The following is a 12,574-nucleotide window of genomic DNA, read 5'->3' on the forward strand; positions in this document are numbered from 1 at the left end:
GGCTTGCGCCGGGTTTTTCGTTTCACTCAACCGCGTGCGATCACCAGATCACGACACGCTTGTCGTCGGCGCGCACCATCGCATCACCGGGCTTGCACTCGAACGCTTGCGCGTAGGCCGGCATGTTCGACGGTGCGCCGTTGGCGCGGAAGTTGGCCGGGGCGTGCGGGTCGGTGTTCAGACGCACGCGCAGCTCGCCTTCGTTGAAGTTGCGGCGCCACACGGTGGCCCAGTTCATGAAGAAGCGCTGGTCCTGGCTGTGACCGTCCACGGCCACGTTGGCCTTGGGGTCTTCCTTCAACGCCATCTGCAGCGCGTCGTAGGCCACGGTCAGACCGCCCAGGTCGCCGATGTTCTCGCCCAGGGTCAGCTTGCCCTTCACCTTCACGCCCGGCAGCGACTCGTACCCGTCGAACTGCGCCACCAGCTGGTCGGTGCGGCCGGTGAAGGCCTTACGGTCGCTGTCGGTCCACCAGTTGTCGAAGTTGCCGTTGGCGGCGAACTGGCTGCCCGAGTCGTCATAGCCGTGCATCATTTCATGGCCGATCACCGCGCCGATGCCGCCGTAATTCAAGGCCGGATCGGCCTTGGCGTCGAAGAACGGCGCCTGCAGGATCGCCGCCGGGAACACGATCTCGTTCTTGGTCGCGTTGTAGTAGGCGTTGACGGTCTGCGGGGTCATGCCCCACTCGGTCTTGTCCACCGGCTTGCCGATCTTGTTCAACATGTAGCGGTAGTTGAACGCGCGCGCGGCCTGCATGTTGCCCAGGTAGCTGTCGGCATTGGTTTCAAAACCCGACCAGTCACGCCACTTGTCCGGGTAACCGATCTTCGGGGTGAAGCTGGCCCACTTTTCCAGCGCCTTCTTGCGGGTGTCTTCGCCCATCCACTCCAGCTTTTCCAGGCGCGCCTTCAGCGCCACCGAGAGGTTCTCCACCAGGTGCTGCATCTGCACCTTGGCGTCGGCCGGGAACACCGCGTTCACGTACAGCTGGCCGAGGCCTTCGCCGATCGCGCCGTTGACCGATTCCAGCACGCGCTTCCAGCGCGGCTGCATTTCCTTCTGGCCGCGCAGGGTGGTGCTGTAGAAGTCGAAGTTGGCCTTCTCATACGCGCTGCTCAGGTACGGCGAGGCGTCATCGATGGTGTGGAAACGCAGGTAGGCCTGCCAGGTGGCGGCCGGCACGTCGGCCAGCATCTTGTCCACTTCACCGAAGAACGCCGGCTGGGCCAGCGAGAACTTCTGCGCGGCCGGCACCTTCAGGGTGTCAAACAGCGCGGTCCAGCTGAAGTTCGGGGTGAGCTTGTCCGCCTCGGCGGCGCTGACCGGGTTGTAGCGCTTGGCCGGATCGCGCAGTTCGATGCGCGACAGCGACGCCTTGGCCAGGCGGGTTTCGAAGTCCAGCACGGCCTTGGCCTGGGTCTTGGCCTGCTCGGCATCCACGCCGGACAGGGTCAGCACCTGCGCGATGTAGGCCACGTAGGCATCGCGGATCTTGGCCTGCGACGCGTCGAAGTAATAGCCCTTCTCCGGCAGGCCGAGGCCGCCCTGGCCGACATAGGCGATGACGTTGCCCGAGTCCTTGTAATCGGCATTGGCGAACAGCGAGAACAGCACGCCCTGGCCCTGCGCCTGGCTGCCGCGCAGGTACCGGGTAATGGCGGCGGTGTCGTTCAGTGCGGCGATCTTGTCCAGCTGCGGCTGCAGCGGGGTGATGCCGGCCGCTTCGATCTTGGCCTCGTCCGAACCGGTCTTCCAGATGTCGCCGATCTTGGCTTCCACCGAGCCAGCCTTCGGCGTGCTGGCGGCGGCCTGCTGGACCAGCGCGTGCTGCACTTCCAGCGAGCGCTCGCGCAGGATTTCGAAGCTGCCCCAGGTGGTCTGGTCGTTGGGAACCGGGTTGGCCTTGAGCCACTTGCTGTTGACGAAGCCGTTGAGGTCGGTACAGGCAGAGATGGACGGGTCCAGGTCGGCGCTGTTGAGCGAGATCAGCGGGGTCTTGATCTGCGACGTGTCAAAGGCGGGCTTGGCCGCGTCGGCAGTCGCGGCAGGCGCGGTATCGGTCTTGCCACACGACGCCAGCGAGGCGGCGATGGCGACGGTCAGGCCCAGCGGGACCAGCTTGGAAAACTTCATTCGACTCTCCGGCTACAGATGGATACATCGCCCGGATGACGGGCAATCAAGCAGCGTAGCGCGGCCGGCGCGGTGGGGGACCGGCCAAAGGTCACACCGGCCGGCTGGGTGATTGGCCGACACCACAGTGGAACCACCACGCGTGGCCGCGCGGCGTCCGGCACCGCGGTAGAGCCACGCCATGCGTGGCTGCGCGGCATCCGGCATCGTGGGGCAGCCACCCATGGGGTGGCTCTACCAGCAAAAAGGCCGGTTTGTGCCGGCCTTTCGGGGTTACTTCGCTTTGCCCTGGTTCGCCACTGCTTCGGCGGCCTTGCGCGCGGCTTCCGGATCGCCCAGGTAGCGGAACGACTGCACGCTCAGGTCATCGTTCAACTCGAACAGCAACGGAATGCCGGTCGGGATGTTGAGCTCCAGGATGGCCTCCTGCGAGACGTGGTTGAGGTACTTGTACAGCGCGCGCAGCGAGTTGCCGTGGGCGGTGACCAGCACGGTCTTGCCGTCCTTGAGCTGCGGGGCGATCGCATCGAACCAGTACGGCAGCACGCGATCCAGCGTGGTGGCCAGCGATTCGGTGCCCGGCAGCGCGTTGCGGTCCAGGCCGGCGTAGCGGCGGTCGTGGATCGGATGGCCCGGGTCTTCGACGTCCATCGCCGGCGGCGGGATGTCGTAGGAGCGGCGCCAGATCTTGACCTGGTCCTCGCCGTGCTTGGCCGCGGTCTCGGCCTTGTCCAGGCCCTGCAGGCCACCGTAGTGACGCTCGTTCAAGCGCCAGCTCTTGCTGACCGGCAGCCAGTCCTGGTCCAGCTCGGCCAGGGCACCCTGCAGGGTGTGGATGGCGCGCTTGAGCACCGAGGTATGCGCGACATCGAACTGCAGCCCYTCTTCACGCATCAGGCGGCCGGCAGCGGCGGCCTCGCGGCGGCCCTGTTCGGTCAGCTCAACGTCCACCCAACCGGTGAAGCGGTTGTCCAGGTTCCACTGGCTCTGGCCGTGGCGCAACAGTACGAGTTTCCGGGTCACTGCAGTATCTCCGACAGATGGCAAGGCAGACCCGCATTGTAGCGGCAAGCCTGCCCCGCCCTGCACGGCGATGGCCGCAGCGTCGGCCGGCGCGCCGGTTCRGGGATGCGGATGGCCGTGATGGCCCTGCGCATCCGGATGCGCGCGGCGGCGGTCGTCCCGCGCGAGGTGGTCATGCCCATCGTCGTGATCGTGGCCGGCATGCGCGTCGGCGGCCTTGGGGCTGCCGACGCTGCAGCTGTCGCCGCAATGATCCGCCTCGATCTGCAGGGTCACATGTTCGATGCCGAACTGGTCGTGCAGCGTGGCGGTCAACGTGCGCCGCAGGCGGTCGGCATCCACCGCGTCGGCCATCACCACATGCGCGGTCAGCGCTGGCGTGCTGGAGGCCAGCGCCCACACATGCAGGTCATGCACGTCGACCACGCCGGGCTGCGCGCCCAGCGCGGTGCGCACGGCGTTGAGGTCGGTGCCCTTGGGCACGCCTTCGAGCAGCACATTGATCGCCTCGCGCAGCAGCACCCAGGTGCGCGGCAGCACCCACAGGCCGATCAGCACGGCCAGGATCGGATCGATCGGCTTCCAGCCCGTCCAGCGGATCAACAGCGCGCCGATGATCACCGCGACCGAGCCAAGCATGTCGGCCCACACTTCCAGGTAAGCGCCCTTTACGTTGAGGCTTTCGCCACTGCCGGCACGCAGCAGGCGCATGGAGATCAGGTTGATGCCCAAGCCGATCGCGGCGATCACCAGCATGCCGGTGGAGGCGATTTCCTGCGGCTGGCGGAAACGCGCCACCGCCTCCCACAGGATGTAGGCGGCCACCACGAAGAGCATGCCGCCGTTGATCATCGCGCCGAGTGCCTCCAGCCGTGCGTAGCCGTAGGTGCGCTTGGCATCGGGCGGGCGCCGGCTCAGCCGCACCGCGACCAGCGCGATCATCAGCGCCAGGGTGTCGGTGGCCATGTGCGCGGCATCGGACAACAGCGCCAGGCTGTTGGTCCAGAACGCACCCACCACTTCCACCACCAGGAAGGTAGTGGTGAGGCCGAGTGCCCACCAAAGTGGTTTTTCGTGGCGGATTTCGCTGGGCAGGTGATCGTGGTCGTGACCCATGAAGGTGTCTCCAGAACAATGTGCGCAGGTTAAGCAGGGTATCGCGCGGAGACTATTACACTTGGGCTGGCGTTCAGTCTGTAACTTCATTACAACCGCAGGCGGCCGCTAAGGTTCGACGGCCCCTGTGGCGGGAAGAGCAATCATCGTGGATATCGTTCCAAACCTGGATGAGGCCAGCCGTCCGCTGGCCGATGCCTGGCAGCAGACCCTGCTGGCGACCGGCGCCGACGCTGCCGCACTGCTGGCCGAGCTGGCCGCACAGTCGCCGCCGGACCTGGCCCATCACTTCTATGACGTGCTGCTGGAGGACCCGCGCGCCAGCCGCTTTCTGTCCCACGACCAGGTGCGCCTGCGCCTGAAACCGGCCATGCAGCGTTGGCTGACGCAACTGCTGACCGCCACCATCGACAGCATCCCGGCGCTGGTGGCCGCGCAGCGGGTGATCGGCGATGTGCATGCGCGGGTGGGCATTCCGGTGGACCTGGTCACCCGTGGCGCGCGCGTGCTCAAGCAACGCCTGTTCGAGCGCATCGTGGCGCACGCTCCCAGCAGCGCCATCGCCTTCGAAGCGATCCGCTGCCTGAGCGCCTCGGTGGATATCGCGCTGGAAGGCATGACCCTGGCCTATACCCATGCACGCGAGCGTTCCTCGCGCACCGATGCGGCCTACCGGCTGTTCTCGCTGGTGCAGAACGTGAGCACCGAACGCGAACGCCAGCGCGCCTTGCTGCTGGATTGGGAAAACGCACTGCTGTACGCCATCGCCAGCCAGGCCACCGATGCCGATACCGTGGACCTGGCCCATTCCGAATTCGGCCTGTGGTTCACCCACAAGGGCATCCCCAGTTTTGGCGAGAGCAGCGAGACGGCGCAGGTAGGTGCGTTGATCGCACGCGTGGACGCGCAACTGCATGCTGCGCTCGCGCGCGCAGACCTGACGACGCGCTTCAGCGCGCTGCAGGGCATCCGCGAGCAGCTCGCGCGTATCCGCACCCTGATGAGCATGCTGTTCGAGCGCATCGGCGAGCTCGATGCCGGCAGCGACGCACTGACCAACCTGCTCAACCGCCGCTTCCTGCCCACGGTGCTGCGTCGCGAGATCGAACTGGCCAACTCGGCGCACACGCCGTTCTCGGTGCTGCTGCTGGATCTGGATCACTTCAAGGCGATCAACGACACCCACGGCCACGACGGCGGCGATCGCGCCCTGCAGCATGTGGCCGCGCTGCTGGGCCAGCTCACCCGCGGCAGCGACTACCTGTTCCGCTATGGCGGCGAAGAGTTCGTGGTGGTGCTGGTGGCCGCCAATGCCGCGCAGGCCGAGGTGATCGCCGAGAACCTGCGCCGGCAGATCGCGCAGACACCGGCGCCGCTGGCCAACGGCAGCACCCTGGCGCTGACCGCCAGCATCGGCGTGGCCGCCCACGATGGCCACCCGGACTACGAGCGGCTGATGGCCCGCGCCGATGCGGCGATGTACCAGGCCAAGAAGCGCGGCCGCAACCGCGTGGTGTTGGCCAGCGACGACCTGCCCGATGCACCGGAGCGACAGGCACTGCAGCGCGGCTGAGTCGGCACGAGCCGCCTGTTGCGGCACATCGACCGGTACCAACGGCGCATGCCGGGCGCGGCGCGGGCGGCGTAGGATCACGACGCGGGCATTGGCCTGCGTCGTTGCCGCTGCCCAAGGAACCTGTCGATGCCGTCCCGCCCTTCATCGCACCTGCCGTGCGCCCTGCTGTGCTCGGCCCTGTTGCTGAGCGCCTCCGCCACGGCCCGCGACGTGCCGCAACCGGCCGAGCACGTGGAGGCCGATGGCCCGTACGTGTTCCGCACCGACACGGGCCTGCAGGCGCAGTGGGTGTGCAACGACCACGTGGTCCGCCGCGATCTGCCAGCGCGCGGCGAGGTCACCGTGGTCGCGCCCGAATGCGGTTACCCGCACGAGGTGAGTGTGCTGCCGCCACGCACCGCCGAGGTCGCGCAGTACCCGGCCACGCCGCGCATCGTCGCGTTGTCGGACATCCATGGCCAGTACGGGCTGCTGGTGACGCTGCTGCGCGCCCACCATGTCATCGATGCGCAGGACCACTGGGCCCTCGGCGATGCCACGCTGGTGGTGGCCGGCGATGTGTTCGACCGTGGGCCGCAGGTGACCGAGGCGTTCTGGCTGCTCTACGGCCTGCAGCAGCAGGCCAGCGCGGCCGGTGGCGCGGTGCACTTCGTGCTCGGCAACCACGAGACGATGGTGTTGTACGACGACCTGCGCTACGTCAACCCGAAGTACCTCAGGAGTGCGCAGCTGCTGGATCGTTCGTATCCGGCGCTGTACGGCGCCGATTCGGTGATCGGCCAATGGCTGCGCACCCGTCCGGTGCTGCTGAAGATCGGCGACACGCTGTTCCTGCACGGCGGCATCGCCCCGGAGAACCTCGACCTAGTGCGCGCCATGGACGCCACCAACGCCACCTACCAGGCCTCGGTCGGGCTGCCACGTGAGCAGGTCAAGGCCGCGCCGGACAGCGCGCGCCTGTTCGACGGCAAGACCAGCCCGATCTGGTACCGCGGCTACTTCGATGGACGCATGGATACCGCCCAGGTGCAGGCACTGCTCGAACAGTTGCAGCTCAAGCGCATCGTGGTCGGCCATACCTCGATGCCGCACGTGAGCAGCTTCCACGGTGACCGCATCATCGCCATCGACAGCAGCATCAAGAAGGGCGAGAACGGCGAGCTGCTGTTCATCGAGAACGGCACACTCAGCCGCGGCCTGCTGGACGGCACACGCGTGCCCTTGGCCGAAGGCAGGATGGAAGTGGACGACGACTGAGCCGTCGTCCACCGGCTCAGCCCTGCTGTACCTGCGGCCGGGCGCCGGCCGGCAGCGCGCGCACCCGCCCCGGCTTGCTCGGGAAGGCGTGGCGCACGATCCGCCACATCACCTGGCCGAACTGTTTCGGCAGCGAGCCGGTGTTGTAGTGCTGGCCGTAACGCGTGCAGATCGCCTTCACTTCCACGGCGATATCGGCGTAACGGTTGGCCGGGATGTCCGGGAAGAAGTGGTGTTCGATCTGGTGGCTGAGGTTGCCCGACATGACGTTCATCAGCTTGCCACCGGTCAGGTTGGATGAGCCACGCAGCTGGCGCAGATACCAGTGGCCGCGGCTTTCATCGCGCACGCATTCCTTGGGGAAGGTCTCGGCATCGGCGGTGAAGTGGCCGCAGAAGATGATCACGTAGGTCCACACGTTGCGGATCAGGTTGGCCACCACGTTGCCCAGCAGCACCGGCAGGAAGAACGGGCCGGCCAGCGCGGGGAACAGCAGGTAGTCCTTGAACATCTGCTTGCCCATCTTGCGGCCCACCGGGCGCGCCTGTGCCAGCAGCTGGCGGAAGGTGATCTTGCCGGCGAACCAGCGGCCCACGCGCAGGTCCTGGATGGCGATGCCCCATTCGAACAGCAGCGCGAACACCACCGCCACCACCGGCTGGGTCAGGTAGAACGGGCGCCAGCGCTGCTCGGGGAAAATCCGCAACAGGCCATAGCCGATGTCGTCGTCCAGCCCGCGCACGTTGGTGTAGGTGTGGTGGCGGAAATTGTGCGTCTTGCGCCAGTTGTCGGCAGTGCCGACGATGTCCCACTCGTAGGTGCTGCCCTGCAGCTGCGGGTCGCCCATCCAGTCGTACTGGCCGTGGATGACGTTGTGCGCCAGCTCCATGTTTTCCAGGATCTTGGACAGCGCCAGCAGCGCCACGCCGGCGATCCACGCCGGGATCAGCACGCTGTGCACGAAGGCACCGAGGAACAGCAGCGCGCGGCCGGCCACGCCGGTCCAGCGCACGCCGGCCACCACGCGGCGGATGTAACGCGCGTCGGCGGCCCCCAGCGTGGCCAGCTGGCGCGCACGCAGCGCATCGAGTTCATCGCCGAAGGCGTGCAGTTCAGCGGCGGAAAGCGCGCGGTTCTGGACGGAAGACATGGTCAGAGCTCCAGGATCAGGTCGGTGCTGGCGCTGTTGACGCACAGCTTCACTTGCGTGGCCGGTTCATCGGCGTACTCGCCGGTGAGCGTGTGGCGGGTGACGCCGGAGGCCTTGCCGCACGCACAGGTGTTGCAGATGCCCATGCGGCAGCCGCTGGCCGGGCGCAGACCTTCGGCTTCCAGCGCCTGCAGCAGCGAGGTGCCGCGCGGCAGGGTCAGGGTGCGGCCACTGCGGCGCAGTTCGACCTGCACCGTGCCGGTTTCCGCGTCGGGCAGCAGCGGCGGGGTGAACGCTTCGAACTGCAGCGCGGCCACGGTGCCCTGCAAGCGCGCGCGGGCGGCATCAACGAAGCCACCCGGGCCGCACACCAGCACCTGGGCCGCACGGAGGTCGCCGAGCGCATCGAACGCGTAGGCATCCACGCGCGGCGACGCGGCGTGCGGGTCGCGGGTCAGTGCCAGGTGCACGCGCAGGTTCGGATGGCGCGCGGCCAGTGCCGCCAGTTCGTCGGTAAAACACAGTTCCTCGCGGCGGCGGGCCCAGTACACCAGGTCCACTGTGCCGGGCATACCGGCGGCATCCAGCTGGCGCAGCAGCGCGCGCATCGGGGTGATCCCGCTGCCGGCCGCCAACAGCAGCAGGCGCTGGGCTTGTATGGGATCCACGGTCATCTCGCCGAAGGCCTGGCCCAGTTCGAACGCCTCACCGATCGCCGCGTGATGGGCCAGGTGCTGGCTGACCTTGCCGCCCTCGATCGCTTTGACGGTGATCGCCAGCGTGCCGTCGGCCAGCCGCGTAGGGCTGTAGCTGCGCGACAGCCGRCGCCCATCCATGTCCACCCCAAGGGTGACGTGCTGACCCGGCTGCATCCCACGGAAATGCCGGTTCGGGCGCAGCACCAGGGTGACCGCATCCGCGCTGGCCTGCTCGCGCGCCACCAGCCGCGCCCGCGCCCGGCGCAGGGTCCACAGCGGGTGCAGACGCCCGGCCCAGAAGTCGAACAGTTCCTCGGACACCCAATGACGGGGCGAGATCGGGTTGCGGCGGCGGATCGGGGGGCGGGGTTGGGCGCTCATGGGGTCACTATACGCACGCACATACATGCGTGTATACACTTGTATATTGATCGGACGGGCTATGATTCAGGGACTTGACCGCCCTGCCCCCGATGACCTCCCCAGACCTGCCCCTGTCCGCTGCCGACGATGCCCATCCGGCGCGCAAAGCCTCGATCTCGCGCGACGACCTGCTGGCCGCCGCGCTGGCCCTGATCGGCCCGCACCGCAGTGTTTCTACGCTGAGCCTGCGCGAAGTGGCCCGCGAGGCGGGCATCGCCCCGAATTCGTTCTACCGCCAGTTCCGCGACATGGACGAACTGACCGTGGCGCTGATCGATCTGTCCGGGCGTTCGCTGCGCACGATCATCGGCGAGGCGCGCCAGCGCGCGGCGTCGTCCGAGCGCAGCGTGATCCGGCTGTCGGTGGAGACCTTCTTCGAACAGCTGCGCGCCGACCACAAGCTGCTGCACGTGCTGCTGCGCGAAGGCAGCGCCGGCTCGGACGCGTTCAAGCAGGCGGTGGACCGCGAACTGAACTACTTCGAAGACGAACTGCGGGTCGACCTGATCCGGCTGGCCGCCGCCGATGGCGGCGCGGTGCTGCACGAACCGGCGCTGGCGTCCAAGGCGATCACCCGGCTGGTGTTCGCCATGGGGGCCACCGCCGTGGACCAGCCGCAGGAAAAGGACGCCGAACTGATCGAGCAGCTGTCGCAGATGCTGCGCATGATCATCACCGGCGCGCGCACCATCGCCGGGAATCCGCCGACCCGTTGAGCGGCCAGGGGCGTAYCGACCCACGGTCGGTACCTACCCGGTGTGGGTCGACCCACGGCCAATCCCCGACCCGAACGTGAATGCCCCGGTAGGCGACCGCCGTTGGTGGCCGCAGCATTTCGGCACCTTCCGCGCCGCCCAATCGAGAACGTCAAACCGCATACAAACGGCATCGCCGGCGTCGGACGCACCGACACCGCCAAGGCCCGGTGTGAAGACCCGGGCTTCACGCGGCGCGCACCATACTTTACCGAATGCTTTACATACGGAATGCCCATTCGTGAGCCGGCACACGGCGCTTGCGCGCGTAAAGAAAGGATTTCACTGCACGGCCCTGCTCCTGTGCAGCGGCGCGGCCATGGCCCAGTTGCCCATCGGCGAGGCGGCCGTTCCCGCGCTGGACTGGCAGCAGTCGCAGCAGCGCCTGGAACAGGTGTCCGACGCACTGGCCGCCGCCGATGCCTCGGTGCGTAACAAGCAGGACCTGCAGGATGCCACCCGTCTGCTGCGCCTGCCGGAGATCACCGGTGAAGTGCGCCGCCTGCAGTTCCAGAAGACGTTGACCCTGCCCTTGGGCTCGCTGGCGCCGGTGGCCGAGGCGTTCGGCATCGACTCGCCATTGCAGTTCACCGAGCGCGACTGGCGCACCCGTCCGGTCGTCACCGCGGTGCTGCCGCTGTACACCGGCGGTTTGATCCCGGCCGCGCAGCAGGCCGCCGCCGGCGCCACCGCGCAGGCCAGCGCCGAACGCGAATCGCAGCGCCAGTCGTTGAGCGTGCAGCTGGCCCAGGCCTACTTCGGGCAGCGCCTGGCCGAGCAGGCCGTGGACGTGCGCCGTGACGTGCGCGACGGGCTGCAGCGCCACCTCGACGATGCGCTGAAGCTGGAACGCGAAGGCTTCGCCACCCGTGCCCAGCGCCTGCAGGCCAACGTGGCCCGCGACAAGGCCGAGCGCGACTACCAGAAGTCGCTCAACGACCTGCAGACCCTGAAGGCCGCGCTGGCCACCCTGCTGCGCAGCGGAGGCGAAGTGCGCCCGCTGTCGCCGTTGTTCGTGCATCGCACGCCGATCGGCGCGCTGCCCACCTTCGAACGCGATGCGCAGGCCCGGCAGCCGCAGATCGCGCGACTGCGCGCACTGGTGGCGCAGGCCGAGCAAGGCGTACGCGTGCAGCAGGCCAAGCTCAAGCCCACCGTGTACCTGTTTGGCCAGTACGACTTCCTGCGCCGCGACGAAATGCTGACCGACCCGGACTGGGCGTTCGGCATCGGCGTGAAGTACACCTTCCTGTCTCCCAGCTCGCGCCCGGCGCAGATCAGCGCCGCACGCGCGCAGCAGGAGCAGGCCGAAGCCGGCCTGCGCGAAGCGGAAAACCAGGTCACCCTGGGCGTGCGCAAGGCCTGGTACGAACTGGATACCGCACGCCAGCAGTTCCTGCTGCTGGACAGCAGCATCGAACAGAACCGCGAGAACCTGCGCCTGCAGGAGCTGGCCTTCCGCGAAGGCCAGGCCACCTCGCTGGACGTGATCGACGCGCGGCTGGGGCTGGGCGGTGCGCAGGTGGAACGCGCACAGGCGGCCTACCAGTACGACGTGGCGCTGGCACAACTGCTGGAGATCAGTGGACAGATGGACCGTTATGACGAATTCCGCCGCCAGGCCGACGAGGTGATCGCGCATGAATGACACATTGCAGGCGCCTGCCGATGCGCCGCCGCCGAACAAGCGCAAACTCGGTATTGCCCTCGCGCTGGTGCTGGCGATCGTGGTGGTGGTCGGCCTGTGGCTGGCCTGGCGCAGCCCGGCCGAACAGCTGCAGGGCATGGCCGATGCCGACACCGTCAACGTGGCCGCCAAGATCACCGCACGCCTGGCCGAACTGAAGGTGCGCGAGGGCGACCGGGTCAAGGTCGGCCAGGTGCTGTTCGTGCTGGACAGCCCGGAAGTGGCCGCCAAGGAAGAACAGGCGCAAGGCGCGCTGGAAGCGGCCAGCGCCGTGGCCGACAAGGCCGATGCCGGCGCGCGCAGCGAAGACATCCGCGCGGCGCAGGCCAACTGGAAACGCGCTGAAGCCGGTGCCACGCTGGCCGATGCCACCTACCAGCGCGTGCAGAACCTGTTCAACGAAGGCGTGATGACCCGGCAGAAGCGCGACGAAGCGCTGGCCCAGGCGCGCAGTTCGCGCGAGCTGTCCAATGCCGCCCGTGCGCAGTACGACCAGGCGCTGGCCGGCGCGCGCGAGCAGGACAAGCGTGCCGCACAGGGCCAGGTCCGCCAGGCACGCGGCGCGGTGGCCGAGGTGGACGCCGCGCGTGAGGAGGTCAACGGCCGCGCGCCGCTGGCCGGCGAGATCAACAAGCGCATGGCCGATGTGGGCGAACTGGTCCCGGCGGGCTACCCGGTGTTCACCCTGGTCGACATCGACCGCATGTGGGTATCGGTGAACCTGCGCGAATCGCAGATGCGCGGCCTGAAGA

The 12,574-nt window shown here is 67.8% G+C and carries 9 protein-coding genes and 1 pseudogene; 5 read left to right on the forward strand and 5 right to left on the reverse strand.

All coding sequences use genetic code 11. The features are described 5' to 3' along the window. Nucleotides 1-40 precede the first annotated feature (40 nt). From ACXJKH_RS06870 to ACXJKH_RS06880, 3 genes and pseudogenes are all read right to left on the reverse strand, one after another. Nucleotides 41-2,137, reverse strand: a complete 2,097-nt coding sequence (locus ACXJKH_RS06870) for a M13 family metallopeptidase (protein ID WP_457318875.1) — start codon at nt 2,135-2,137, stop codon at nt 41-43. Between the two features lie 273 nt (nt 2,138-2,410). Next, nucleotides 2,411-3,160 carry a 2,3-diphosphoglycerate-dependent phosphoglycerate mutase gene (gene gpmA, locus ACXJKH_RS06875; RefSeq protein WP_256776457.1) on the reverse strand — a complete coding sequence of 250 codons (750 nt, stop codon included), beginning with the start codon at nt 3,158-3,160 and terminating at the stop codon, nt 2,411-2,413. Nucleotides 3,161-3,262: 102 nt separating this feature from the next. Continuing rightward, nucleotides 3,263-4,276, reverse strand: a pseudogene (locus ACXJKH_RS06880) (cation diffusion facilitator family transporter); the annotation flags it as partial. Between the two features lie 148 nt (nt 4,277-4,424). Between ACXJKH_RS06880 and ACXJKH_RS06885 the strand changes: the two are divergent. Continuing rightward, nucleotides 4,425-5,849, forward strand: coding sequence for a GGDEF domain-containing protein (locus tag ACXJKH_RS06885; RefSeq protein ID WP_457318876.1), 1,425 nt, complete (start codon nt 4,425-4,427; stop codon nt 5,847-5,849). Nucleotides 5,850-5,978: 129 nt separating this feature from the next. Next, the gene (locus ACXJKH_RS06890) at nt 5,979-7,109 is read left to right on the forward strand and encodes a metallophosphoesterase (RefSeq protein ID WP_457318877.1); all 1,131 of its coding nucleotides are present in this window, start codon (nt 5,979-5,981) and stop codon (nt 7,107-7,109) included. Between the two features lie 16 nt (nt 7,110-7,125). Here ACXJKH_RS06890 and ACXJKH_RS06895 read toward each other — a convergent pair whose 3' ends face one another. Both ACXJKH_RS06895 and ACXJKH_RS06900 read right to left on the reverse strand, forming a co-directional pair. Beyond that, nucleotides 7,126-8,259 (reverse strand): fatty acid desaturase family protein, encoded by a 1,134-nt coding sequence (locus tag ACXJKH_RS06895; RefSeq protein ID WP_457318878.1) that lies wholly within the window; start codon nt 8,257-8,259, stop codon nt 7,126-7,128. 2 nt (nt 8,260-8,261) lie between these two features. Then, nucleotides 8,262-9,338 carry a ferredoxin reductase gene (locus ACXJKH_RS06900; RefSeq protein ID WP_457318879.1) on the reverse strand — a complete coding sequence of 359 codons (1,077 nt, stop codon included), beginning with the start codon at nt 9,336-9,338 and terminating at the stop codon, nt 8,262-8,264. 92 nt (nt 9,339-9,430) lie between these two features. On the opposite strand from ACXJKH_RS06900, the gene fabR reads away from it, so the two are divergent. From fabR to ACXJKH_RS06915, 3 genes are all read left to right on the forward strand, one after another. Further along, on the forward strand, nt 9,431-10,096 hold the full coding sequence (fabR, locus tag ACXJKH_RS06905; protein WP_038692404.1) for an HTH-type transcriptional repressor FabR: 666 nt from the start codon (nt 9,431-9,433) through the stop codon (nt 10,094-10,096). Nucleotides 10,097-10,454: 358 nt separating this feature from the next. After that, complete coding sequence (locus ACXJKH_RS06910) at nt 10,455-11,783, forward strand: TolC family protein (RefSeq protein WP_457318880.1); 1,329 nt, start codon at nt 10,455-10,457, stop codon at nt 11,781-11,783. Next, on the forward strand, nt 11,776-12,574 hold a 799-nt coding region (locus tag ACXJKH_RS06915), incomplete at its 3' end, for an HlyD family secretion protein (RefSeq protein WP_457318881.1). The genes ACXJKH_RS06910 and ACXJKH_RS06915, both read left to right, overlap by 8 nt.

This window comes from Stenotrophomonas sp. P5_B8 (genome assembly GCF_054049855.1).

What these genes read in the sequence shown, in the direction of transcription:
- ACXJKH_RS06870 (WP_457318875.1), bottom strand. Translation starts at nt 2,137, where the DNA reads ATGAAGTTTTCCAAGCTGGTCCCGCTGGGCCTGACCGTCGCCATCGCC.
- ACXJKH_RS06890 (WP_457318877.1), top strand. Translation starts at nt 5,979, where the DNA reads ATGCCGTCCCGCCCTTCATCGCACCTGCCGTGCGCCCTGCTGTGCTCG.
- ACXJKH_RS06895 (WP_457318878.1), bottom strand. Translation starts at nt 8,259, where the DNA reads ATGTCTTCCGTCCAGAACCGCGCGCTTTCCGCCGCTGAACTGCACGCC.
- fabR (WP_038692404.1), top strand. Translation starts at nt 9,431, where the DNA reads ATGACCTCCCCAGACCTGCCCCTGTCCGCTGCCGACGATGCCCATCCG.
- ACXJKH_RS06910 (WP_457318880.1), top strand. Translation starts at nt 10,455, where the DNA reads ATGGCCCAGTTGCCCATCGGCGAGGCGGCCGTTCCCGCGCTGGACTGG.